22 protein-coding genes and 3 pseudogenes are annotated in these 24,957 nt (G+C 54.2%); 8 read left to right on the top strand and 17 right to left on the bottom strand.

The genetic code is table 11. The features are described 5' to 3' along the window. Positions 1-52 precede the first annotated feature (52 nt). Together HF650_RS12625 and HF650_RS12620 are read left to right on the top strand one after the other, a co-directional pair. Positions 53-1,294, top strand: coding sequence for an MFS transporter (locus HF650_RS12625; RefSeq protein WP_187798973.1), 1,242 nt, complete (start codon positions 53-55; stop codon positions 1,292-1,294). An 18-nt stretch (positions 1,295-1,312) separates the two neighbouring features. Next, positions 1,313-2,746, top strand: coding sequence for a glycoside hydrolase family 32 protein (locus tag HF650_RS12620; protein ID WP_187798972.1), 1,434 nt, complete (start codon positions 1,313-1,315; stop codon positions 2,744-2,746). Positions 2,747-3,030: 284 nt separating this feature from the next. Here the strand turns inward: HF650_RS12620 and HF650_RS12615 are convergent, their stop codons facing one another. From HF650_RS12615 to HF650_RS12595, 5 genes are all read right to left on the bottom strand, one after another. Further along, complete coding sequence (locus HF650_RS12615; RefSeq protein ID WP_187798971.1) at positions 3,031-3,438, bottom strand: immunity 22 family protein; 408 nt, start codon at positions 3,436-3,438, stop codon at positions 3,031-3,033. Positions 3,439-3,544: 106 nt separating this feature from the next. Beyond that, positions 3,545-4,180, bottom strand: a complete 636-nt coding sequence (locus HF650_RS12610; protein ID WP_187798970.1) for a hypothetical protein — start codon at positions 4,178-4,180, stop codon at positions 3,545-3,547. 451 nt (positions 4,181-4,631) lie between these two features. After that, on the bottom strand, positions 4,632-5,666 hold the full coding sequence (locus tag HF650_RS12605; RefSeq protein WP_187798969.1) for a DUF2891 domain-containing protein: 1,035 nt from the start codon (positions 5,664-5,666) through the stop codon (positions 4,632-4,634). A gap of 9 nt (positions 5,667-5,675) precedes the next feature. After that, the gene (locus HF650_RS12600) at positions 5,676-6,662 is read right to left on the bottom strand and encodes a DUF979 domain-containing protein (RefSeq protein ID WP_187798968.1); all 987 of its coding nucleotides are present in this window, start codon (positions 6,660-6,662) and stop codon (positions 5,676-5,678) included. Beyond that, on the bottom strand, positions 6,659-7,381 hold the full coding sequence (locus tag HF650_RS12595) for a DUF969 domain-containing protein (RefSeq protein ID WP_187798967.1): 723 nt from the start codon (positions 7,379-7,381) through the stop codon (positions 6,659-6,661). The genes HF650_RS12600 and HF650_RS12595 overlap by 4 nt, the downstream gene beginning before the upstream one ends. A 242-nt stretch (positions 7,382-7,623) precedes the next feature. On the opposite strand from HF650_RS12595, the gene HF650_RS12590 reads away from it, so the two are divergent. Continuing rightward, positions 7,624-8,169: a winged helix DNA-binding protein gene (locus tag HF650_RS12590; RefSeq protein WP_187798966.1), complete on the top strand. Its 546-nt coding sequence runs from the start codon at positions 7,624-7,626 to the stop codon at positions 8,167-8,169. Between the two features lie 43 nt (positions 8,170-8,212). Here HF650_RS12590 and HF650_RS12585 read toward each other — a convergent pair. Beyond that, positions 8,213-8,488 (bottom strand): annotated as a pseudogene (locus HF650_RS12585) (1-deoxy-D-xylulose-5-phosphate synthase N-terminal domain-containing protein). Between the two features lie 148 nt (positions 8,489-8,636). Further along, positions 8,637-11,339 carry a pyruvate dehydrogenase (acetyl-transferring), homodimeric type gene (gene aceE / locus HF650_RS12580; protein ID WP_187798965.1) on the bottom strand — a complete coding sequence of 901 codons (2,703 nt, stop codon included), beginning with the start codon at positions 11,337-11,339 and terminating at the stop codon, positions 8,637-8,639. 172 nt (positions 11,340-11,511) lie between these two features. On the opposite strand from aceE, the gene HF650_RS12575 reads away from it, so the two are divergent. After that, positions 11,512-11,964 carry a MarR family transcriptional regulator gene (locus tag HF650_RS12575; RefSeq protein WP_187798964.1) on the top strand — a complete coding sequence of 151 codons (453 nt, stop codon included), beginning with the start codon at positions 11,512-11,514 and terminating at the stop codon, positions 11,962-11,964. Between the two features lie 473 nt (positions 11,965-12,437). On the opposite strand, the gene HF650_RS12570 is transcribed toward HF650_RS12575, so the two are convergent. Together HF650_RS12570 and HF650_RS12565 are read right to left on the bottom strand one after the other, a co-directional pair. After that, positions 12,438-12,761 (bottom strand): multidrug efflux SMR transporter, encoded by a 324-nt coding sequence (locus HF650_RS12570; RefSeq protein WP_187798963.1) that lies wholly within the window; start codon positions 12,759-12,761, stop codon positions 12,438-12,440. Positions 12,762-12,765: 4 nt separating this feature from the next. After that, positions 12,766-13,425: a glutathione binding-like protein gene (locus tag HF650_RS12565; RefSeq protein ID WP_223284325.1), complete on the bottom strand. Its 660-nt coding sequence runs from the start codon at positions 13,423-13,425 to the stop codon at positions 12,766-12,768. Between the two features lie 176 nt (positions 13,426-13,601). Here HF650_RS12565 and HF650_RS12560 point away from each other — a divergent pair. Further along, a pseudogene (locus HF650_RS12560) lies at positions 13,602-13,822 on the top strand (transposase); the annotation flags it as partial. 235 nt (positions 13,823-14,057) lie between these two features. Next, positions 14,058-14,849 carry an aminoglycoside adenylyltransferase family protein gene (locus tag HF650_RS12555; protein WP_187798961.1) on the top strand — a complete coding sequence of 264 codons (792 nt, stop codon included), beginning with the start codon at positions 14,058-14,060 and terminating at the stop codon, positions 14,847-14,849. Positions 14,850-15,183: 334 nt separating this feature from the next. On the opposite strand, the gene HF650_RS12550 is transcribed toward HF650_RS12555, so the two are convergent. The 4 genes and pseudogenes from HF650_RS12550 to pth form a co-directional block, all read right to left on the bottom strand. After that, positions 15,184-15,819, bottom strand: a complete 636-nt coding sequence (locus HF650_RS12550; RefSeq protein WP_187798960.1) for a DUF2268 domain-containing putative Zn-dependent protease — start codon at positions 15,817-15,819, stop codon at positions 15,184-15,186. A gap of 216 nt (positions 15,820-16,035) precedes the next feature. Continuing rightward, positions 16,036-16,896 (bottom strand): annotated as a pseudogene (locus HF650_RS12545) (tyrosine-type recombinase/integrase); the annotation flags it as partial. Between the two features lie 206 nt (positions 16,897-17,102). Continuing rightward, a complete protein-coding gene (ychF, locus tag HF650_RS12540) occupies positions 17,103-18,194 on the bottom strand; it encodes a redox-regulated ATPase YchF (protein WP_187798959.1) in 1,092 nt (363 codons plus the stop codon). Between the two features lie 125 nt (positions 18,195-18,319). Further along, positions 18,320-18,904, bottom strand: coding sequence for an aminoacyl-tRNA hydrolase (gene pth / locus HF650_RS12535; RefSeq protein ID WP_187798958.1), 585 nt, complete (start codon positions 18,902-18,904; stop codon positions 18,320-18,322). Positions 18,905-19,177: 273 nt separating this feature from the next. On the opposite strand from pth, the gene ychH reads away from it, so the two are divergent. Both ychH and HF650_RS12525 read left to right on the top strand, forming a co-directional pair. Next, a complete protein-coding gene (gene ychH / locus HF650_RS12530) occupies positions 19,178-19,453 on the top strand; it encodes a stress-induced protein YchH (RefSeq protein WP_042711688.1) in 276 nt (91 codons plus the stop codon). 116 nt (positions 19,454-19,569) lie between these two features. Beyond that, positions 19,570-20,625 carry a MerR family transcriptional regulator gene (locus tag HF650_RS12525; protein ID WP_187798957.1) on the top strand — a complete coding sequence of 352 codons (1,056 nt, stop codon included), beginning with the start codon at positions 19,570-19,572 and terminating at the stop codon, positions 20,623-20,625. Here HF650_RS12525 and dauA read toward each other — a convergent pair. From dauA to lolB, 4 genes are all read right to left on the bottom strand, one after another. Next, complete coding sequence (gene dauA, locus HF650_RS12520) at positions 20,611-22,263, bottom strand: C4-dicarboxylic acid transporter DauA (protein WP_187802677.1); 1,653 nt, start codon at positions 22,261-22,263, stop codon at positions 20,611-20,613. The two genes, HF650_RS12525 and dauA, sit on opposite strands and share 15 nt — an antisense overlap. Before the next feature lie 132 nt (positions 22,264-22,395). Continuing rightward, positions 22,396-23,343: a ribose-phosphate diphosphokinase gene (gene prs / locus HF650_RS12515; RefSeq protein ID WP_187798956.1), complete on the bottom strand. Its 948-nt coding sequence runs from the start codon at positions 23,341-23,343 to the stop codon at positions 22,396-22,398. A 123-nt stretch (positions 23,344-23,466) separates the two neighbouring features. Next, on the bottom strand, positions 23,467-24,333 hold the full coding sequence (ispE, locus tag HF650_RS12510; RefSeq protein WP_187798955.1) for a 4-(cytidine 5'-diphospho)-2-C-methyl-D-erythritol kinase: 867 nt from the start codon (positions 24,331-24,333) through the stop codon (positions 23,467-23,469). Next, the gene (lolB, locus tag HF650_RS12505) at positions 24,330-24,953 is read right to left on the bottom strand and encodes a lipoprotein insertase outer membrane protein LolB (RefSeq protein WP_023478783.1); all 624 of its coding nucleotides are present in this window, start codon (positions 24,951-24,953) and stop codon (positions 24,330-24,332) included. Before lolB ends, ispE begins: the two co-directional genes overlap by 4 nt. Between the last annotated feature and the right edge of the window lie 4 nt (positions 24,954-24,957).

Genomic DNA, 24,957 nt, shown 5'->3' with positions numbered 1-24,957 from the left:
AATAGTAGATGTTAACGTTATCATCGCTGCACAACTCCAACATGAGACTGTCATGATGAAAGCCCCTCACGCTCACAGCTACTCACTGCTCAGTGCCTTACTGTTCTTCTTTTTCGTCACATGGTCCGCTTCCGGCTCGCTGCTCTCCATCTGGCTCCATCAGGAAGTGGGCCTGAAAGCGGGGGATACCGGGATCATCTACGCCGTGCTCTCCGTTTCTGCACTGTTTGCGCAGATCTGTTATGGCTTTATTCAGGACAAGCTCGGCCTGCGTAAAAACCTGCTCTGGTATCTGACCGCCATGCTGGCGCTCTCCGGCCCGGCATTTTTGCTGTTTGGCTATTTGCTGCAGATCAACATCCTGCTCGGCAGCATCTTTGGTGGCATCTATATCGGCTTAACCTTCAACGGCGGCATCGGGGTGCTGGAGTCCTACACCGAGCGCGTTGCGCGCCAGAGCCAGTTTGAGTTTGGTAAAGCGCGGATGTGGGGATCCCTAGGCTGGGCGGTGGCGACCTTTTTTGCCGGTCTGCTGTTTAACATCAACCCGAAACTCAACTTCGCGGTGGCGAGCGCCTCCGGGCTGATCTTCTTTGTGCTGCTGGCGCGCTTAAAAGTCTCCTCTGCGCCACATGCGATGCAGGAAGCGGTCAGCGGCGGGAAGGTGACGCTTGCCGATGCGCTGGGTTTACTGACGCTGCCGCGCTTCTGGGCGCTGGTGCTGTTCGTGATTGGCACCTGCATTTACGGTGTCTACGACCAGCAGTTCCCGGTCTACTTCTCCTCGCAGTTCCCGACCTTGCAGGAGGGCAACGCCATGTATGGCTATCTCAATTCGTTCCAGGTGTTTCTCGAAGCAGCGGGCATGTTCTGCGCCCCGTGGCTGGTGAACAGAATCGGCGCGAAAAATGGCCTGATTTTCGCCGGCATGGTGATGGCAATGCGCATGATCGCCTCCGGGCTGGTGGAGGGGCCGCTGCTTATCTCCATCACCAAACTGCTGCACGCGGTCGAGCTGCCGATCCTGCTGGTGGCGATCTTTAAGTACAACAGCCTGCACTTCGACAAACGTCTCTCTTCAACGCTCTACCTGGTGGGCTTCGCCTGCACCAGCTCAGTGATCGCCTCGGTGCTGTCACCGCTGGCGGGCTACAGCTATGAGAAATATGGCTTTGCCCAGTCCTATCTGATCATGGGGCTGCTGGTCTTCGCCACCACCTTTATCTCCATCTTCCTGTTGCGTTCCGGTAAGTCATCTTCTGACCCGCTGATGCCGCAACCCTCCGCCATTTAACTGAAAAGAGTAGCGACTATGACATATTCACTTGCCGGCGCTGAACAGGCGCTTGTGGCCAAACGAGACACGTTAAACCTGCGCTGGTATCCGCGCTACCACCTTGCGGCGCGCGCAGGCTGGATGAACGACCCGAATGGGCTGGTGTGGTTTGATGGCTGGTACCATGCCTTTTATCAGCATCATCCCTATTCAACACAGTGGGGACCGATGCACTGGGGACATGCGCGCAGCAAAGATCTTCTGCGCTGGGAGCATCTGCCGGTGGCATTGGCACCGGAAGGCCCGGCAGATAAAGATGGCTGCTTTTCCGGCTCGGCGGTGGTTGATGGCGACACGCTGGCGTTGATCTACACCGGGCATAAGTTTCACGGCGATCCGACGGATGAGGCCAATCTCTATCAGGTGCAGTGCCTGGCCACCAGCCGCGACGGCATCCATTTCCAGCGTCAGGGAATGGTGCTGGATACGCCGCCCGGGCTGCACCACTTTCGCGATCCGAAAGTATGGCGGGAAGGGGATGAGTGGTTCATGGTTGTCGGCGCCCGCGACGGCGAAACGGGCCATGTTCGTCTCTATCGCTCCGCGGATCTGCGCGAGTGGCAGGACGCCGGTGTGCTGGATGAGGCGGAAAAAGCGCTGGGCTTTATGTGGGAGTGCCCGGACTTTTTCACCCTCGGCGGCAAACGGGTGCTGATGTTCTCGCCGCAAGGGATCGCGGCGCAGGGCTACAGCAACCGTAATCTCTTCCAGAGCGGCTATATTCTCGGTCAGTGGCAGCCTGGCCAGCCTTTTGTGCGCGAGAGCGAGTTTATCGAGCTGGATCACGGCCATGACTTTTATGCCCCGCAAAGTCTGCTGACGCCTGATGGTCGGCGGATTGTGATTGGCTGGCTGGATATGTGGGAATCACCGCTGCCGGAGCAGCAGGATGGCTGGGCCGGAATGCTGTCGCTACCGCGTGAAGTGACCCTGAGTGCCGATAACCGTCTGCAGATGCGCCCGGCAAGAGAGGTGGAAACCCTGCGTGGCACGTGGATGCCGTGGTCAGTTACGTTGCTTGAGAATCAGCAAAGCACGCAGCTGGTGAGCGGCGAAGCGCTTGAAGTGCTCCTGCGCTGGGAGTGCGCCAACTGTAGCGCGGAGCAGTATGGTGTGAGCCTCGGCGAGGGGCTGCGCGTTTACGTTGATGTGCAGATGGCGCGCCTGGTGCTGGCGCGCCACTATCCGCAGTATGGGCTATGCGGTATGCGCAGCGTGCCGGTTGATATTAATGCTTCGCTGGAGCTGCGCCTCTTCTTCGACAGCTCATCGGTGGAGGTGTTTGTTAACGACGGCGAGGCGTGCCTCAGCAGCCGCATCTATCCCGACGCAGAGAAGCGCGCGCTCTCTCTCTTCGCCTGGAGCGGCTCTGCGAAGGTGAGCGAAGCCGGAGCCTGGCCGCTGGCGTAAGAGACGTCAAAGAGTCCACGTCCGTGCGTGGGCTTTTTGAGAGAGAGGCATTGCATCGTTGTCACTTTTCACTCTGCGTAAAACTTATACTTACCGCCACTATTTGTCGTTTTAGCAACAGCCCCGCTGTGAAATATCCTCATCTCAGCCCCGTTATTACGCGGGCACACACTTTCAATTAAACGCGCCGGATATAGCGTGATGACGCGGTAAGCTGAATCGTGCTTTACAGATTATTCCGGCAGGTAGGCATCATTTTGGGCGATATGAGGTAGAGGAATAACTTAATCACCTAAAAAACAGCCAAGGTATTTTAATCCTTTGAAGTCGCTGTCGGCTGCGGGGGAAAGGGGACGATCGCCGCTTGAATACCACAAAATAGCGTTAGCTTTTTCAATACCTGAAGCCGAGCAGATAGCCTTTACTTTACTGATTTCATCCTTATCAATAGCCGCCTCCTGAAGAATCTCGTCAAGTGCAACATCCTCAGCTTCTCTTGGGATAATGCCAATGAAATCCTCGTCGTACCATTTGATACCGAGATAGCGACAAAACGGACACACCTGATAGGCGGGGTCATCAAAATCGCCTTCAGTGGAGTAATCCAGGGCAAAATAGCGGTGATATTGCTCCTCTGAATCGTGATTGCTGCCAATCCAGAGATGGACTTTATCCGCTTCATGACTATTCATTCCAGACCTCCTCTTTTTATGTGTAAGTAGTAGGGCACTTATCTTCGCCTCGGCACGGCTTTTAATGGTGACGCTTTCTGCTTGTGAAGAGTAAGCACACCCGCTATCACACCCGGCGGGTCGTCAACGTGGCGCTTCGTACAGAGAGCGTATTCTCATCCGTCAGAGGATTAGCCACTGTCTCAGCGTCATCGATAGCCGTCACATCGCCATCAATGGCCACAGCTTCCCTGACTGCCGGAGATAATGGGATCATAATGGACGCGCCACGCTGTACATAATGGCCGGATGGCTCGCGTATAACTGCAAGGCCTGTGAGCTTACGGTTACAGATGCCAAACCGATGCTCGCCGGATGGCGCATTTAGCACGATGATAGTTTCAGCAGAGGGCAGCGTTGCAAGCTCGACCGACATGCTGCGCACCAGATGTTTCCAGGACTTCAACCCGTTGGCATCGAGGTGATCGTAAGAGCGCTCCAGCACCAGGCCGTTGATGCCGTCCCTCAGCGCAACTACCGGCTCGATCATATCCAGCATGGTCCAAATCCACGTATGCCCATCTTTCTCTTCGAATGTTCTGCTCACGGCGATGGCGACGCGCGTGTTAAGCGGCAGATCGGTATGCAGTTCGATACGAAGCAGAGGGTGCCGGTAGGTGACCTGCAGATCGAATCTGTCGCATACGGCCTCTTTTCCCTTTTCCTTTGGTCGAGTAAGTTGTCTGGCGAGTTTGTTGCCCATTACACATCCATCCTTTTGCATCACGAAAGCAGAGAGCAATATACGTGGGCACCGCACCTGAAGCTATGCGGCAGAGTAAAAAGTAAAACCCACGCATTTGCATGGGTTTTTTATCGAAGAAAAAGAGGGTTTCCTTATAAATGGCGAAGCTAATCCGCATTACTTTGAACCAGCCAACATTGAGAGCCTGATCAAAAGATTGTAGCTTCGTTAAAACCCCGCCCTTGCGGGGTATTTGCATCATGCGGCAATAACAGCTATTTCATCCACGCAATATTCTATTAGATACTGCCGTTTTTGGCACGAAGTGGACAAGCTAACTGAGCTGAATACCTGCTTTTAGCGAAAAGTGGAAGTAACCATTATGATGACAGGATTGCTCTGCCACATTGCGCATAGCAAACCTTTTATGTACTGGTTACTTTTTCATGACATATCGTGACACACCCCATCAACGCATAGCGTGGCGGTATCCGTCGTCTGCGGGTAGTGGCTCTACTGCCAGCAACGCAAAACTCGCCAGCCAGTGCCCACCGCTATAGTGGCTTCCTACCACATGATTAATGCTTGCATCCAGATGCCGCGCAATGGCATCACGCAGCGCCTGCTTCACCGGATGTTTTTCCGGCAGTGCCCTGGCGATATGCTTCATGCACCAGGCACGACTGAGGTTTAACCCATCGAGATGAGCAATTTTAGGATCGGTCCGGTCGCTCACTTCTGCCGGGTTCATCAGCGCCGGGACCGAACACACACCCGGTAAAAACGTATCGAACCAGGCCGGGAAATTGTCGACCACCTTGCTCATCAGCAGGGCCTCGGTGAGCGCGCCAGAAATGTATTCATCTCCGCCTGGCTCGAAATGCGCCGGATAATGCGTATCTGCCAGATAAAACCGATTAGCCGCAGACAGAATGCATTGCTCCAGCGAGCTATCCTGCACCATGCGGGCATAATCCAGCCCCAGAGTCAGCGCAAAGGCGGTGTTGTAGTGCGTACCCACGCGGATTGGATAGGTTAGCTTGCTGAGATAATCCATCAGCCTGTCGCGAATATTTTGGGTTAATGGCTGCAGGGTCAGGTACCAGCGTTCGGCGTGGGGCAGCGAAGAGTGTTGAAGTTCCTGGGCCAGCGCCAGCAGCCAGCCGTAGCCATAAGGACGCTCGAACGACGCGCGCATCGGCGCGGTAAAATAGGCCAGCTCTTTCGCCACCTTCTCGTCAGTAAGGTGTTCTTCGAACAGGGCGATAATCTCTTCACGACACGACAGCTCGGGGAAAAGACGCAGGCAGCGCAGCAATAACCAGTAACCGTGTACCGCAGAGTGCCAGTCAAAGCAGCCGTAGAAAATGGGATGCAGTTCGCGAGGAGGCAAAACATCACCATCATCATTAAGCAGATGCATAATGTGATTCGGATATTCCTGGCGCAGATAGGTCAAAGGCATCCGGGCAAAAGCGTCAGCCTGTTGTTGCGTTAGTTCCATAACAGCTCCTTAGCGAAACACGAGGAAATACATTAAGAACACGTTCACCACCAGCACGGCTAACGCGGTTGGGATCTGGATCTTTATGACCTGATATTTATCTTTAAGCTCCAGCAGTGCCGCCGGAACGATATTGAAGTTCGCGGCCATTGGCGTCATCAGGGTACCGCAGTAGCCGGCATACATACCGATTGCCAGCAGCGGTGCAGGGTCGCCGTGATGGACGTTAATCAGGAAGGGCAACGCAATACCCGCGCTAAGTACCGGGAAAGCCGCAAAGGCGTTGCCCATGATGATGGTAAACAGCGCCATCCCCACGCAGTAGATCACCACCAGCATGAAGCGGTTATCGGGATGAACAAACAGGCTTACCACCTTTTGTACTGAATGGCCGGTATCGGCAACGACAAAAACGCCGCCCAGCATAGCCAGCATCTGCGGCAGGATCACCGCCCAGCCAATCGTATCCACAAGGCGACGGGATTGACGCACGGCATGAAGTGGCGTGCCCTTCGTCAGCCACCAGCCGGTCAGGATAGCGGCAACACAGGCGACACAAAGCGCGGCCAGCGTTAGCTGCTTCTGGTCAAGAAGATAAACGCTGCCAATTGAAACGCCTTTCAGGAACAACGTGGCGATGACAGTCACTACGGGTATCATCAGCGCCGGCAGGAATAGCCAGTTTTTCAGTCGTTCTGACGAAGCGACGCGTGCCTCCTCGTCAGACATTTTATAGTGACCTTTCCCGACCAGCCCGAAGCCCGCCAGCAGGGCAATAGCGATAACGGCGCCCCCAATAATGCGGTACGCCAGTGATTTCCCCAGCTCCTGTACCATAAGGTCGCCAAACAGGAAGATCCCGCCGAAAAGAAACCAGAATAGCGCTGTGGTAAAACGTTTAGGGTTAGCGCGATCGCGCAGGGTCATCATCACCAGCAACATAACAACGAAGCCGATCAAGTAATAAACCCGGTTGATAGTGATTAAAGTCATCATTTTCTGGCCTCCGGCATTCCCTGCTCGGCTTTCCACGCCATCACGTCGCGGCGAATGCTGGCATCCAGACGCAGCAAGCGCGTCATATGAATAATCAATGCCGCAATGGCGGTCGGAATAGCCCACAGGCCAATGTGCAGCGGTTCGATCCCCTCGATGCCGTTCTCTTTCAGGAAAGCATCGATCAGAAGAACCGCGCCGAAAGCTATAAAGATATCTTCTCCGAAGAAGACAGCGATATTGTCGCATGCGGCAGCATGGGCTTTGATTTTGTCACGAACTTGCTGCGGCAGCTCACCATATTCATTCATTGCCGCGCCTTCAGCCATCGGTGCCAGCAGCGGACGCACCGTCTGGGCGTGGCCCCCCAGGGACATCAGCCCCAGTGCGGCAGTTCCCTCACGGGCCACAAAATAGAGCATCAGAATACGTGCAGAGGTAGCACTGGCGAACTTCGCCACCCAGGACTGGGCGCGCTCTTTAAGGCCGTAGTATTCCAGCAGGCCAATAACCGGCAAAATCAGAATGAAAGTGGCCAGTGAGCGACTGTTAAAGAACTTCTCACCAAAGGTTTCCAGCAATAAGCCGAAATCCATGCCCACCAGCAGACCCGTCGCAAGCCCCGCCACCACGACCACCAGTAGCGGGTTGAAGCGCAAAGCAAAACCAATAACCACTACCGGTATCCCGATAAGCGGCAACAGTGTAGAACTGTCCATAACCATTTCCCCTATCTAAAGTGAGCGTTGCGCACCGACGGCTATTTTTTTAATACTTCGCATCAGGGCGAAGCGGTGCAATGCGGCGAGCGATGTTGTGTTTGCGTCAGGCCCTACAGAACCTGCAATCAAAAGCTATATCTGAAGCGAAAAAACATGTAAACAATTTATCAATAAAATGTTCTTATTTTGTCGATAACTTTATAGTTATGTGCACATGTCACACTCCCGCAAGGAACGTTATGACCTTAAAAAAACAGGTAATTTCCCAGGCAGACGCTATAACCGATGGCAAAATTGTTTCTTCACGCCATCTGGTCTCTGAGAGCTGCGCGGAACTATCAGAGCTGGAGTACGCGCTGATAATGACCAGTAACGCATTCAATAAATGGATGGTGCGCTGTATGACAGCTGCCGGGGAGCCGGATATGGGCGCGTTCGATATCTCGCTGCTGCATCACGTGAATCACCGCGACCGTAAAAAAAAGCTGGCCGATATCTGCTTCGTGCTGAACGTGGAAGAGACACACCTGGTGACTTATGCGATGAAAAAACTGGTAAAAGCAGGCTATGTGACGAGTGAAAAAGCCGGAAAAGAGCTCTTTTTTTCTACGACGGAGGAGGGCAAAGCTCTGTGTATGAAATATCGCAGTGTGCGTGAAACTTGCCTGATTAAAATCCACGCCGAGAGCGGTATTCCTGGGACGTCCATTGGTGAAACAGCGCAGCTGCTGCGCACCATCTCATCACTGTATGACACCGCTGCACGCGCTGCTGCATCGCTATAACATGAAGTCAGCGCCAGTTAATTAACTTCTGAAACGAGATGTACTACAAACTGAAGGCTGGCATAACTGCAGCAGCAGAAAGTGATGAAGAGGCATCACAGTTACAGGACGTGGTCGAATGCGCGGTGCCAAACGCGTCGAACGGTGATTCTGATCGCACGTGAAAACCTGATATCCCAACGCACTGTCGTAATGTTCGCTTCCGCGCTTTGCGGCCCGTCAGGATCTTGTGTGGGTAGGCCTAATGGTCAACATCCCAGACAACCCTGTCGTCAGGCGTGTCGAATACGTAATGCAAAATGATAGTCAGTTCAACCACGCCAGGCTCCAGGAGAGATGCCCTCCCGTGCGGGAAACGCTATCGCGCAGGAAGGCAAGCAACTTCTATGTCTGTTGCGGTAATTTGCGACAATGCGGGTGCCTGAGATCTGAGGGAGAATAGATAGTTCTCAATAAACGGTATGTCTTCATCGCCCAGGCTCCTCAATCGCTGTTGGGTCAATTTTTTCCGGATCAATATTGTAACGAAGGATCACGTCCTGGATTTTCTGGCGAGGCAGGCGGCCTTCATCGGCCAGCACTTTGATCGCAGCGAGAACAATGAAATGGCGATCGACTTCGAAGAATGTACGCAACGACTGGCGCGTATCTGAACGTCCGAAGCCATCCGTACCGAGGCTAATGAATCGTCGGTCGTTAATGAAAGGACGAATCTGGTCGCCAAAAATCTTCATGTAGTCAGTCGCCACGACGACAGGACCAGCACGGTCTTGCAAGCATTGCTGAACATACGGGATGCGCGGTTCCTGTTCTGAATGCAGCATATTCCAGCGCTCCGCCGCAAGCCCCTCCCGGCGCAGTTCAGTGAGACTCGTCGCACTCCATACATCACTTGAAACACCGAAATCTTGTGCCAGAAGCTCACTGGCGGCAATCACTTCACGCAGGATCGCGCCGCTGCCCAGCAGCTGCAGATGTGCCGTGGTGCTCTGCCCCGCCATGGATTCCTGTTTCTGGCCGTCATGCAACAAGTAGAGTCCCTTGAGAATGCCATTCTCACTGCCTTGCGGCATGGCAGGGTTCGGATAGTTCTCGTTGAGCAGCGTAATGTAGTAATAGATGTCTTCCTGGTCCGCGTACATACGCCGCAGGCCATCCTGAATGATAACCGCCAGCTCATAGGCAAAAGTGGGGTCATACGAGATACAATTGGGGATCACTGACGACAGCACATGGCTGTGGCCATCATCGTGCTGCAAACCCTCCCCCATAAGTGTGGTGCGGCCTGACGTGGCCCCCAGCAGAAAGCCTCTTGTGCGCGCATCGCCAGCGGCCCAGGCCAAATCACCGACGCGCTGCAAGCCGAACATGGAATAGAAGATATAGAAAGGGATCGTCGGCAGGCCATGGTTGCTATAAGCCGTCCCTGCCGCAATCCATGAGGCCATTGCGCCGGATTCATTGATTCCTTCCTGCAAGATTTGACCATCCTTCGCCTCTTTGTAGTAGCTCAGTTGTCCGGCATCCTGCGGGGTATAAAGTTGCCCCAGGAATGAGTGAATGCCTATCTGGCGAAACAGACTTTCCATGCCAAAAGTACGCGATTCGTCCGGCACGATGGGGATGACGAGTTTGCCCAGTTCAGGGTCTTTGAGCAGCGTGGTCAGAATGCGCACGAAGGAGATCGTGGTTGAGATTTCGCGCTCACCGCTGCCTTTTAACTGCGAATCGAACGTACTGAGCGGCGGCACCGCAAGTGGCTCGGCCTGTCGGGAACGCGATGGAATATAACCACCGAGCATCGCTCTGCGTTGCGCGAAGTAATGGGCTTCTTCGCTGTCAGGAGCGGGCTTGATGTAAGGCAGCTCTTCAAGCTGGTCATCCCGTACCGGGAGTGAAAAACGATCGCGAAAGGCACGCACCGCATCCGCACTCATTTTCTTCAACTGATGGTTGATATTCTGGCCTTCGCCAGCTTCACCCATTCCGAACCCCTTGACCGTCTTGGCCAACACGACTGTAGGGCGGCCTTCTGTGCTGACCGCTTCTGCGTAGGCGGCATAGACCTTTTCTGGATCATGGCCGCCACGTGTCAGCGCCCAAATCTCGTCGTCTGACAAGTGCGCCACCAGCGCCAGCAACTCAGGATATTTACCGAAGAAGTGCTCGCGCACATAAGCGCCGTTTTGCGACTTGAAGGTCTGGTATTCCCCATCGATACACTCCATCATGCGCTGGTGCAGCAGCCCGCTGGTGTCACGCTTGAGCAGGTCATCCCAGCCGCTGCCCCATAGCACCTTGATGACATTCCAGCCTGCGGCCCGGAACGTCCCTTCGAGCTCCTGAACGATCTTGCTGTTGCCCCGAACCGGGCCGTCGAGACGCTGGAGATTGCAGTTTACGACAAAGATGACGTTGTCGAGTCGTTCTCGCCCTGCCACCGAGATGGCCGCCAGCGATTCAGGCTGATCCATTTCTCCATCGCCCAGGAAGGCCCACACTTTGCGCCCCTGATGTTCCAGCATTCCACGGTACTCGAGATAGCGCATAAATCGTGCCTGATAGACCGCAGTCAACGGGCCAAGCCCCATAGAGACCGTCGGGAATTGCCAGAATTCGGGCATCAAACGGGGGTGTGGGTAGGAGGAGAGGCCATCACGCCCGGCTTCACGGCGGAAGTTGTCCAGTTGTGATTCACTGATGCGCCCTTCCAGGTAGGCGCGCCCGTAAATACCGGGTGCGGAATGGCCCTGGATATAAATCATATCGCCGGCGAATGTCCCGGTGCGACCGCGGAAAAAGTGATTGAATCCTACGTCATAAAGCACAGCCGCGGACTGGTAAGTGGCAATGTGCCCGCCGACATTGGAATGCTTGCCGGCGCGCAGCACCATGACCATCGCATTCCAGCGTATATACGCATTTAAACGCTGCTCAATGTCGAGGCTGCCGGGATAAGCGGGTTGCCGATTTTTATCAATCGTATTGATATAGGGAGTGGTGACGCGCCCATAAAAATCACCGTGCCGGGTCGCATCGAAATCGGTAAGTCGGTCAATCAAGTAGTGCGCACGTGAACGGCCTTCAACCGACATAATTGCCTCCAGCGCTTCCAGCCACTCTCGCGTTTCCAGCGGGTCAATATCGACCAGTTCAGAGTGTGAATTCATGGTAGATCTCCTTAAAAAATAACGATTTGAAGCACGATAACAGGCGAACATAACAAGCGAATGTGGTACAACCATTAAGTCCGGATTATGAATTGCAAATGCAATTCTGGCGTTCGCAATGCTAAGTCATGTATAATTGCAATTGCAACTAAAAAAATGAAAGGAGCCCGCAATGGAGAAGAATCAAACGGATCTCTGGTTTGCGTTTGTACGCGCTCATCGCTTGATGATTCGTGAAGTGGAGAGCCGTCTGGCAGCCGCGAAACTGCCCGCCTATGCCTGGTACGACGTACTTTGGGGGCTGGAAAGTGGGCAAGGCGGCACCCGTCGGATGCATGAACTGGCCGATGCGCTGGCGATAGAGCGCTACAATCTCACGCGTCTGGTAGATCGACTGGAAAAGGAAGGGCTGGTCGAGCGCACCCGTTCGCCTGAGGACGGTCGTGCGGCGTATGCCACCATCACGAAGGAAGGGCGTGCGCTACGCAAGAAGATGTGGAAAGTCTATGAGAGTGCGGTGGCAGAACTTTTTCTGAGCCAGTTCAGTACCGACGAGCAGAGCACCTTTTCTGACACGTTGAACCAGGTCGCTGCTGCGGCCCGTGCACAAAAAGCGCTGCGTTAACAGTACCACATAACCACAGAACAACGCCCCGACTCAAAAATAGCCCTTTGGCCTGGTTCCCTTGCGAGGTGAACATATCCGATTACCTGCTCTCGCGGTGGACCATTACCCCATTATTAAGCGGCAATCAGAGGGACATCTCAGGTCGCAGGGCTGGTGCTAACGCCTTTCCTCAATGGTTAATGTCCTGGTGTTTTTGTTAATTCCCGGCCCTGTGGCATGAAATATTTCAGCCTCAACGCCGGGGAAAATGATGGCATCTGAAATCCGTGTAGGGGATGAACAGACGCGTTATAGCGTCTGCCCAGTGATACAGTAACGCCAGCCTTATCCTGAAAAAAGCATTTAGCCTGCCCCTGCACGATAAGGTCTGGATTGCAATGTTGAAGAGGGAATTTATGCCCTGCGCTATTTCCGTAGCGTCGATGATATTTTGAAAATCGGTGCTACCGGCAGCAGAGCCATTAATGCGCTTACCCCGTTGTTTCGCAGAAGCGCAACCCGATAATGCCGATAAAAGCCAGCCCCATAAAGCCCATCCTGGGCCAGCTCAGCTCATCCTGAAAAATCAGCATACCCGCCAGGACCAGTCCAATCGTTCCCAGGCCGGTCCACATAGCATAAGCCATTCCAACAGGCAGGGAACGCAATGCCAATGCAAGCAAATAAATGCTGCCCATTCCAGCTATAACGGCGATGATACTTGCCCCCAGCCGGGTCCACCCCGCGTTTAATTTGAGGGAAATACCCATCACGATCTCAAGAGCAGCAGCAAGAAACAAGTAGGTCCACGCCATGGCCTTACTCCTCACTGGACGTTGATTGCTGCCTCGTCGCTCTGGAAGTCATCTTACTCGCATTAAGTCCCGCTTGTACCGCCGGTCGCGCGGCGATCACATGAAGCCACCGCTTAACGTGAGGGTAGGGTGTGATGTTCAGTCTCAGCTCGTCCCATGTTCTGAGCCAGGTGAATGCGGCAATATCAGCAATGCTATAGTTTTCACCGGCAAGAAAAGCAGACTCACTGAGCCGCCTTTCCACAACCTGGTAAAGACGTAGTGACTGCGCCTGGTATCGCGCTATAGCCTCATCATTGACCGTTTTGGCACCATGTAAAAACCACCACAATTGCCCCAACATTGGACCGATACTGCCGACCTGGAAAAAAAGCCATTGTTGCACGGCAACGTTTTCCGCTTCTGTCGCGGGCATCAAACACCCCGTTTTCGATGAGAGCCAGGAAAGGATGGCACCCGACTCAAAAATGCGCAGGCCGGTTTGCCGATCAACAATCGCAGGGATCTTGCCATTCGGGTTGATCTTAAGGAAATCGGGTCGATGTTGCTCCCCCTTGCCAAGATCAAGATTGAACTGCTCATACTTCAGGCCGGCTTCTTTCAGAAAAATGCTGACTTTTTGCCCGTTTGGCGTATCCGCCGTATAAAATGCGAGGTCGCAGATTACCTGTGTCATGTTTATCCTTATTGAATAAATGGATTGCAAATGCAATCGTTGCAATTGCAATCATAGGCTACTCAACATATCCGCGCAACAAGCATCTCAAACTGAGCGCCTCCCCGTTGATTAACACACCGCAATGTCAGTAATGTCTCCATAAGTCACATGAGGACATCCCCATGAGGAAGCGTTTTTCCGACGAACAGATCATCAGTATTCTCCGCAAGGCCGAAGCCGGAGTTTAGGCCCGTGCGCTCGCCCTAAGCACGCCATTTCAGATGGCACTTTTTACACATGGAGTAAGAAGTCTGGCGGTATGGAAGTGCCTGAGGTTAAACGCCTTAAGTCGCTTGAGGAAGAGGATGCCAGACTCTACAGGATACAGAGCGAAAGCAATCTTTCGATGTTGCCGTTGCAACATATCTGGCCATGGCGAAAACGTACCGTATGTATGACTATCAGTTGATTGAATTGGCATGCACTACTGCTGTAGAGGAGCGTGAAGACTGTGCTTGTTTTCAGCCTGGTTAACGGCACAGATTTTTTTGCAGAAATTAATAAAAAATCCGTCGTGAAGACAATTGCGCTTGAAGTTTACAGAAGACAAGGCACCTTGATTTTAGTATTAAAGGGCTATGAAAATCGATCAAATCGAAATGCCCTTTGAAGCAGTCCGAGCACTTTCAGTTATTGAGATTTGCTTTGAGACGTCACTCCTCGGTGTATATTTACATGGTTCAGCGGTGACTGGTGGTCTTCGCCCAAATAGCGACGTAGATGTAATTGTGGTTGTCAGTCAGGCCATGACATATGCGGAGCGCAGATTCCTTGTGAGCGAGTTAATGAAGATTTCCGGCCGTTACCCCGTCGACAACAACGGCCGGCGTCCTCTTGAGGTGACTGTCTTTCATTGGGCCGATCTCAGGACACCCTATTATCCAGCTCGCAGCGAGTTCGTTTATGGCGAATGGTTGCGGGAAGGCTTCGAGGCAGGTGAAGTACCGGAGCCAGTATCTGATCCCGAGCTTACTTTACTTCTTGCACAGGCACGCCAGGAAGCGAGAACGATGTTCGGACCGATCCCGTCAAGCTTGCTGCCGGTTATCCCGGATGCGGACACGCGTCGAGCTATTGAGGACGCGCTTCCCGCGCTTCTTTGCTCGCTGGAAGGCGATGAGCGAAATGTTCTCTTAACCCTCACGCGGATGTGGCGAACGTTGGCCACTGGAGAGTTCGTGCCAAAAGATGTTGCTGCCGAATGGGCAATTTCGCGTTTGGATACTGATGCAATAGCGCTGATTTCTCATGCAAGAGACGCTTATCTTGGCACGGTAAAGGATGAATGGCGCTCAAGGGGAACCCAGGTCCGGAAGATCGCCGAGGGCATAGCAGAACATATTATGGCTCTTTTGCCTGACAACTCCTGAACACTGAAATATTTTCTGACCGTCGGATTTTCTGGGCTTCAGCGTTACAAATTTTTATCACACTTGTGGAAAGAGACTGCTGAAAAGCCCTCATCTACAATTACTCTGTGTTTGACAGGACGCTGAAGCAATGCCTTTATGTAAAGCCGCTGCGTCAAACGGAGCCAAACCTGAAATGCAAAGCGCATTACCGTGCTATTCCAGATTTGACGGCCAAGGATAAATGAGAACTGCCTGGTTAATCCTTGTGCTTGCTTAACCTCCGCGATGAGCGGACCATTCAGCTTCCGCTCATGAGCAGAAGAAGGGCTTTAAAAAATGAGGAATCTAAACTCTATATAAAATGCTTAAATTCCTCAGCATTTATGTTCGCCAGCATTGAGGCTTTCAAATGTGGGGATACTGCAAGATATCTGGATATCAGGTTGAACCCGGCGGTATATCCCAGCCACCTTGGCAAATCTCCGGTTCCGAAAAACCAGGCATTGTGGTCATAGTCAGTGCGTTGCCAGCTGTCGTGCAGTTGTGAAGTGTAAGGCTTGACTATATCTGAGCGGAGCCTTTCCCAGAGTTCAGGTTCACCTCCAAAAAGCTCAAGAGCAAAATGCCCGGCCAGCCCCTCAGAGACTAAAGCCTCCCCTAACGTTAAGCCATACCCAGGTCCTTCCCACCTCGCAGCATGGTGCAGTTCATGAGCAAACATACGTTCAATAGAGTGCGCATAGTTTTTGCAGAATGCATTATTTTCAGGATCGACAGTTATGTAGACAACGCCAGCTTCAGGACAAAAACCGGCATGCCCTTTTTCAGGGATAACAGACGTCCCGGCTTTCACCACCACATCCAGTGGAGGAAGCGGCATCAGCCTTTTGGCTTTTGCGTAGGTGCTGGCGAGGGTGGTCTGAAGCCATTCAGCGTGAGCGGTAAGTTTTTTCTGAGCATTAAGAATATGAATGGTTATTTTAGTCATCTCAGCATCACTTAGAAGCCACAGTACACGTCCGCATATTAGCAGACATATCATGAATGTCATGGTGCTGCTCGCTTTTGGCACTAAGCAGACATTCGTTGGATTTGCATGCTGTACACAGAAGGTTTTTGGAAGGGAGGGCATTAAGTGGGAAGGGGTCCAGCAGGGCTTTTAATATATGGCTACGCGTGATGAACAAAAAACCTGAAAACTCTAGAAAGTTCCGCTCCAGCCGAGGCTTTTAAGGTGCTGACGCAGCGAGTGTGATGTCATCGGGCCACACGGGTTATCACGGCCCGGAAAGAGATGGTGTCGATGCCCGGTTAATCCCTGTAGCGTTCTGAGCATGTTGACGGCTTGAGAGGGGAGGGGAATAACATGTTCCCTACGAGCTTTCATGCGCGTCGCCGGAATGGTCCATAGTGCCTTTTCGAGATCGAATTCTGCCCATTCAGCTTCGGTGACTTCGGCTGGCCGCGCCAGCGTCCACCTCATTAGCCACATGCAATAGTTAACCTGATATGAGCCGCGACTGTTATCAAAACAGATTAATAGCTTCCCGATTTGCTATGGATTCAATGCCTGTTTGTGCTGTGTGTTATTCGCCGGATGCGGCTTGCGTACAGGCCAGACAGGATCGCTGTCAGCTTTAAGCGTTGCCACTGCCAACTCGAAAACCGATGAAATGGTACGTCAGGCTTCAGCAGCAACAGTCGGAGCGCCGCGTGTAGCGGTTTCCTGAAGAATTTTAACTATGTGATGTGGAGTTATCTCTCTGACAGGGAGCTTACCGATTGCCGGGAAAACCACACGTTCAAGCATATCCAGTCGGCGTGTTTTGGTGATTTCGGCCCTGTCTTTCATCTGCAACCACTCTTTGGCAATCAGCTCAAAGGTGTTAGATGCGTCATTGACCTTGCGGATCTTATCTAACTGACGAGCCTGTGTCGTTGAGTTTAAACCGATAGCGCCATGCCTTTTTACCATTGGTTTCACTTCGGGGCAGAGACCATTGAAGTCATTGAGTCGATAGAGTTTTTCTTTCGGCTTAGCAGTGCGGCATTGCGTATCAGTGAGCCTGGCGAGTTCTTGTCTATTTCTTGCACTCGCCTGAAATGATAATGGACACGGATTGTAGTCATCTATGTACTCATTTTAGACTGCGCTTTCATGAGATCATATGAGACGATGTGCAATAAAAAATCCACGCAATAGCGTGGATTTTTTGGGGTTTTTTGAGTTTCATGCGATGTTCGGACATCTCATGAGACAATAAAGCGTATTTAGACGTTGAACAGGAAGTTCATCACGTCGCCATCTTTAACGATGTACTCTTTGCCTTCGGAACGCATTTTGCCGGCTTCTTTCGCGCCTTGCTCACCTTTATAGGTGATGAAATCTTCGTAGGCGATGGTCTGCGCGCGGATAAAGCCTTTCTCGAAATCGGTGTGGATTTTACCGGCTGCCTGCGGAGCGGTTGCGCCGACAGGAATCGTCCATGCGCGTACCTCTTTCACGCCAGCGGTGAAGTAGGTTTGCAGGTTCAGCAGCTCATAACCGGCGCGGATCACGCGGTTCAGGCCCGGCTCTTCCAGACCCAGCTCGGCCATAAACTCTTCACGGTCGGCATCGTCCAGTTCGGCAATGTCAGACTCAACGGAAGCGCAAACGGCAACCACCACGGAACCCTCTTTGGCGGCGATTTCGCGCACGGTGTCGAGATACGGGTTGTTCTCGAAGCCATCTTCATTGACGTTAGCAATGTACATGGTCGGTTTTAGCGTCAGGAAACTCAGGTAGCGGATAGCCGCTTTCTCTTCAGCAGAGAGATCCAGTGAGCGCAGCATACCGGCGTTTTCCAGCTGCGGCAGGCATTTTTCCAGCGCGGAGAGTTCAGCTTTCGCATCTTTATCGCCGCCTTTGGCTCTCTTCTGCACGCGGTGGATTGCACGTTCGCAGGTATCCAGATCCGCCAGCGCCAGCTCGGTGTTGATAACGTCAATATCGTCAGCCGGATCGACCTTGTTGTTAACGTGAATGATGTTGTCATTCTCGAAGCAGCGCACCACGTGACCGATCGCTTCGGTTTCACGGATGTTAGTCAGGAACTGGTTGCCGAGGCCTTCGCCTTTGGACGCGCCTTTTACCAGACCGGCGATATCAACGAACTCCATGGTGGTCGGCAGGACGCGCTGCGGTTTAACAATTTCCGCCAGCTTATCGAGACGCGGATCGGGCATCGGTACGACACCGGTGTTCGGCTCAATGGTACAGAAGGGGAAGTTCGCCGCTTCGATACCCGCTTTAGTGAGCGCGTTGAACAGGGTGGATTTACCTACGTTAGGCAGACCAACGATACCGCATTTGAATCCCATGATGTAATTACCTTAATCTCTTGATAATCAACCCGTTATAGAAAACAGATTGTTGAAAAGTGAAAAACTTCGCCTAGTATACACATAACCAATGTAACGCGCGGCAAAAAAGGCGCTGCGCGCGCTTACTGCGCCTTAAAAGCGTGCAGGCGATTAGTCGCTTTGGTCAGCCCCTCTTTCAGCCACACTTCGGTACAACGCGCCGCTTCGTCTACCGCATCATCGATCAGCGTCTGTTCTGAGACCGGCGGTTTACCCAACACAAAACCGACAACTTTATTTTTATCGCCCGGATGGCCGATTCCGATGCGTAAGCGGTGAAAATTGGGGTTATTACCCAGTTTGCTGATGATATCTTTCAGGCCGTTATGGCCGCCGTGGCCGCCGCCGAGCTTAAACTTTGCCACCCCTGGTGGCAGGTCGAGTTCATCGTGCGCCACGAGGATCTCATCGGGGTTGATACGGTAAAAAGTCGCCATCGCCGCCACGGCTTTACCGCTCAGGTTCATAAATGTCGTGGGCACCAGCAGGCGCACATCTTCGCCCGCCAGCTGAATGCGCGAGGTAAAACCAAAGAACTTTGGCTCTTCGCGCAATGGCGCACGGGCGCGCTCCGCCAGTAAATCTACATACCATGCGCCAGCGTTGTGGCGTGTCGCGGCATACTCCGCGCCGGGGTTTGCCAGCCCGACAATCAGTTTAATCGTCACTTTCTTTTCCTGACCAGGTCAATGTCCGGCGCGTAGTTTACGTCGAGCGACGCGCGATGACAAAATTTTCCCATCTTCTGGCATGTTTCTGGAAAGTAGTTACTCAGATCAATCATTCGAATTTCAATTAGTTCATGAGGTTATATGTAAATTTATGTTAGGCGGATATGTGTAATTGTGATCCTGCCCGCACCCGGTAAAAAGGGCGCTGTCTATACTTTGCACACAAGGATTGGGGATATCCCATCCAACCCACTTGTTCGGAGGTGACACATGAAACGTAGAAACGCGTCGTTACTCGGCAATGCGCTCATGGGGTTGGGGTTAATTGTGATGGTTGTCGGCGTCGGTTATTCGGTTCTCAACCAGCTTCCGCAGATTAACCTGCCACAGTTTTTCGCCCATGGCGCGGTGCTCAGCATCTTCCTTGGCGCGGTGCTCTGGCTGGCAGGCGCGCGCGTCAGCGGCCATGAAGAGGTGTGCGACAAATACTGGTGGGTGCGCCACTATGACAAACGCTGCCGTCGCGACCGGCAAAACCACGGCTAATCAGCACTGATTTCGATAACGGCTCCTGCGGGAGCCGTTTTTTTTTGGTCTTTTGCTTGACCCTCACGTAACGTGAGGCACGAAAGTGACGTCTGTAGAGCACGAAAGGAGCAGTGATGTTAATTCAGGTAGGTGAGCTGGCGCGGCGCGCGGGCATTAGCGTTCGTACCCTTCATCATTATGAGCACATTGGCTTGCTGCTGCCTTCTGCCCGAAGCGCCGCCGGTTACCGGCTCTATAACCTTGCTGATGTGAAGCGCCTGCAGATGATTCAGGCGCTGGCAAAATCGGGGATGGAACTGGCGGCAATTGGTGACTACCTGGCGCGGGAAACGCGTCCGCTGGCTGAATTATTAAATGACCAGATTACCCGGCTCGACAGGCAGGTGCGCGATATCGTAACCCTGCGCGATCGCCTTGTCGATTTACGGGATGGTCTTGCCCGCGGCGCGGAGCCCGACCTGGAGTCCTGGCTACAGACACTGGAGTTAATGAAAATGTACGATCGTTGGTTTACGCCGCAAGAGTTAGATGAGTTACCGTTTGCCGCGCGGGATGAGGCGCGTGACCGCGTCTGGGCGGCGCTGGTTGGCGAAGCACAAACCCTGATGGCCAATCACGTGACCGCGGATGATGCCCGGGCGATGGATCTGGCAACCCGCTGGATGACGCGCCTCGAGCAGGATACGGCCAACAAGCCGGAGTTTTTAACGCGCCTTAATGAGATGCACAGCGCCGAACCGCAGATGCGTGAGCAGACCGGCATTACGCCTGCGATGACCGAGTACATCACCCGCAGTTTCGCCGAGAGCAAGTTGGCTATCTGGCAGCGCTACTTAACGCCCGAGGAGATGGCCTTCACCCGCGCGCACTACTTTGACCGCATGATGGAGTGGCCCGCGCTGGTGGCAAAGCTGCACGATGCCAGTCGCCGCGCGCTTGATCCGCAAAGTGATGAGGCGCAATCGCTGGCGGCAAACTGGCTGGAGCTGTTTCAGTCTTATGCCGGGCGCGATCCGCAGACGCAGCAGAAGTTTCGCACGGCGATGGCGCAGGAGCCGCATCTGATGAAGGGAACATGGATGACGCCCGCGGTGCTGCAGTGGCTCCAGCGGGCAATCGAAGTGATGATGCGCGCCCGCTTCGGCGCGCCGGGATCACAGATCGGCTAACGCCGCATCGCGGTTGGGGAAGAAGGCCAGCTTGCCAGGGATCGGTTGAATACCGGCGCGGGCAAAGGTGCGCAGCGGCTGAAACTCCAGGTTGCTGACGCGCAGCTCCGTGCCCTCCGGCAGGCGGCTGACGAAACGGCGGAAGGCATCAAGCCCACCGGCGTCCAGCACCGGCACTGCGTCCCACTTCAGAACCACAATGCGTTTTCCGGCGATGCGCGTCTCCAGATCGCTGAACAGCCCCTCTGCTGCCGCGAAAAAGAGCGGGCCGATCACCCTCAGCACCAGCACGTCATCCGGCACGCTGACATTCACCGCCGCAAGACGCGTCATGCGCGCGATGCGGCGCATAAACAGCAGCGAGGCGAGGACAATGCCGACGCTGATAGCAATCACCATATCAAACAGCACCGTCAGCGACATGCAGATCAGCATCACTACAATGTCATCGGCTGGCGCGCGGCGCAGTAGATCGACCACCTTATGCGCCTCACTCATGTTCCACGCGACCATCAGCAGCAGTGCGGCCATCGCCGAGAGCGGCAGCCAGGAGAGCAGGGGAGCCAGCACCAGCAGCGCCATGATCACCAGCAGGGAGTGGATCACCGCAGAAATGGGTGACGTGGCACCGGCGCGCACGTTTGCCGCCGAGCGGGCAATCGCCGCGGTAGCCGTAATGCCGCCAAAGAAGGGCGTGACAATATTGCCCATCCCCTGACCAATCAGCTCACTGTTGGCTTTATGCTTGGTGCCGGTCATGCCGTCGAGCACCACCGCGCAGAGCAGGGATTCAATCGCGCCAAGCATTGCCATCGAAAATGCCGCGGGTAGTAGCGCGCGCAGGGAGTCCCAGCTCAGCGTGAAAGTTGAGCCGGGAAGATCCCACGGCAGTACCAGCTGCGGCAGTAGTTGCGGAATGCCGTTGCCCTCGCTGCCGTCAGCCAGCAGGTAATGAAACTGTGACCCGATAGTGGCGACATGGCCGCCGAGCAGGTTGACCACGCCCATTACCGCACAACCGGCCAGCAGCGCTGGCAGATGCCCCGGTACGCGCAAACGCAGACGCGGCCAGAGGATCAGCGTACCGAGCGTGACCACGCCGATGGCGGCATCGCCCGGATTGATGGTCGGCAGCGCCATCACCAGCGCGCCCACTTTTTGCAGGTAATGCTCCGGCACATGGGCTATTTGCAGGCCGAGGAAATCTTTGATCTGCATGGTACCGATGGTAATGCCGATCCCGGAGGTAAACCCGAGCGTCACGGAGAGCGGGATGTACTCAATCAGGCGACCAAAACGCGCCAGACCGAAAAGGATCAGGAATACCCCGGACATCAGCGTCGCCACCAGCAGGCCGCCGAGGCCAAACTGCTGCGAAACCGGGTAGAGGATCACGACAAAGGCGGCTGTCGGGCCGGAGACGCTGTAGCGCGACCCGCCGCACAGCGCAATCACAATGCCTGCAACGGCGGCAGTGTATAAACCGTACTGCGGCGCGACGCCGCTGCCAATTGCCAGTGCCATCGCCAGTGGAATGGCGATGATGCCCACGGTCACGCCAGCGATCAAATCGCGGGTAAAGCGGGCTGCGGTATATTTCTCTTTCCAGCAGGCATCAATCAGCGCGCGGAACGGCATGATGTGGGGCGAAAGTAACGTTTTCACAGGAGTCACTCTTTTGCGAAGCGTAGTCTAACTAATTAATAAATCATACAAATAAAATAGAGGGTTAAAAAAACCCGCCGGAGCGGGTTTGGTATGCAGCATCGATTAATGTTCGAACATCGCAGAGATTGACTCTTCATTGCTGATACGGCGAATAGCTTCGGCCAGCATGCCAGAAAGCGTCAGCGTACGTACGTTAGGCAGCGCTCTGATCTCTTCGCTCAGCGGAATGGTGTCGCAGACGACCACTTCGTCAATCACGGAGTTACGCAGGTTATTCACCGCATTACCGGAGAAAATCGGGTGGGTGGCGTAAGCGAAGACGCGTTTTGCGCCGCGCTCTTTCAGGGCTTCTGCTGCTTTGCACAGCGTACCGCCGGTGTCGATCATATCGTCAACCAGCACGCAGTCGCGGTTCGCCACGTCGCCGATGATGTGCATCACCTGAGAAACGTTGGCGCGCGGGCGGCGCTTATCAATGATCGCCATGTCGGTATCGTTCAGCAGTTTGGCAATGGCACGTGCGCGAACCACGCCGCCAATATCCGGGGAAACCACAATCGGGTTATCGAGGTTCAGCTGCAGCATATCTTCAAGCAGGATCGGGCTGCCGAACACGTTATCAACCGGTACATCAAAGAAGCCCTGAATCTGTTCAGCATGCAGGTCTACGGTGAGGACGCGGTCAACGCCAACGCTTGAGAGGAAATCGGCAACGACTTTTGCGGTAATCGGTACGCGAGCGGAGCGGACGCGGCGATCCTGACGGGCGTAACCAAAGTAGGGAATAACGGCGGTGATACGGCCTGCGGAAGCACGGCGCAGGGCATCGACCATCACAACCAATTCCATCAGGTTGTCGTTTGTAGGAGCACAAGTGGACTGGATGATGAAAATATCACCACCGCGTACGTTTTCATTGATTTGTACGCTGACTTCGCCGTCGCTAAAGCGACCTACGGCGGCGTCGCCGAGAGAAGTGTACAGGCGGTTGGCAATACGTTGTGCTAGTTCCGGGGTGGCGTTACCAGCAAAAAGCTTCATATCAGGCACGAGAAGAACCTCAGGCATGCGTCCAGTGGTGGATAGGATACGCCAAAATGTGCGGTCAGGGCGAAAAACTATCCATGCGGTGTATTAAAGAGCGCAGTGCAACGTCTGGAACAAGTGACGTTGTCACTGTGACTCAGCTTGCCCGGCGATGGTTTGTGCTAGCGGCGAGAGGTTGACGCCTCGCGCGACAAAACCGTTCAGCCATTCCGGGGCTTGCTCAAGCACCTGACGAGCGGAGGATTCGGTGTCAAATTCGGCAAAGACACAGGCTCCTGTGCCAGTCAGGCGCGACGGCGCGTATTCTAACAGCCAGGAAAGCGCCGCATCAACCTCACGAAAACGTTTTCTTGCGATAACCTCGCAATCGTTGCCGAATTCACAATTCAGTAACGTATTGATTGACCTGACAGGCGTATTGCGCGGGAGCGCCGGATCGCCAAAGATGAGCGGCGTCGGAATGCTGACGCCGGGGTGAGCAACCAGGTACCATTTTTCGGGTGGATCGACCGGTGTGAGTAGCTCGCCGACTCCTTCAGCAAACGCCGCATGGCCGCGCACAAACACCGGCACATCGGCACCAAGTGTCAAACCCAACTGCGCCAGCTCATCCACGCTCAGGCCGCACTGCCAGAGATGGTTAAGCGCCACCAGCACCGTCGCCGCATTTGACGAGCCGCCGCCCAGCCCGCCGCCCATCGGCAGACGTTTATCGATGGCGATATCCGCACCGCTACCGGCGGGCAGGCGCTCGGTCGCGGCGGCGCGTGTCATCAGCAAACGGGCCGCGCGTACGATCAGGTTCTCCTCATCCGGTACACCTTCAATCGGCGTAAGCAGGCAGATTTTGCCGTCATGACGCGGTTCGATGGTCAATGTGTCGCCATAATCGAGAAACTGGAACAACGTCTGCAGCGTGTGGTAACCATCCTCACGCTGGCCGGTGATGTATAAAAAGAGGTTAAGTTTTGCCGGAGCAGGCCAGGTCATCATTTAACGATCCAATTATCCATCTTTAACTTGATGCGCTGCTTGCCGTCGCTCAGCTCCATATTAGAAGGCAGGGCCGGCTGCGTTTTGCTGTCATAGCCGCCATATACCACTTTCCAGCTCTTGCCATCCTGGCTGTAGTTGACCTGGCTGAGGCGATACTGGTCGTCGAGTTTGTAATCGGTGGCGTCGCCCGGCAGGCCAAGGATCCACTGACGCAGGCTGTTAAGCGGGATCGGCATGCCGGTCAGTTTGCCAATCATCTCCTCCGCGTCGTCGGCGGTGTAGTGCTTACCTTTATTATCCACCAGCTCAACGTTGCCCGGCTGCGCCTTCAGCTCAAGCTCGGTGCTGCCAAGCGGATTGGTGAGCAGTAAACGATAGCGGTCCTGGCCGGTCTGCTGCCAGAAGAAGCGGGCATAAACTTTTTGCTCATCAGAGAGATAGGCAAACGCGCCGCGCGTCTGATACTGGTGTAAGTCGCGCACCTGCTGCTGATGCTGACGCCACTGCGGGGCATCGGGGCTTTTGCCCGGTCCTTTCGGCGCGGTCAGGGTACAAGCAGTGAGCACGAGGCTTGCCAGCGGTAGCAGGCGAATGAGGCGGAAATCCGACAGAATCATAACG

The organism is Kosakonia sp. SMBL-WEM22, assembly GCF_014490785.1.
Taxonomy (GTDB): Bacteria; Pseudomonadota; Gammaproteobacteria; order Enterobacterales; family Enterobacteriaceae; genus Kosakonia.
The sequence above is the reverse complement of the archived record's forward strand: the minus strand, read 5'-3'. Positions and strand labels throughout refer to the sequence as shown.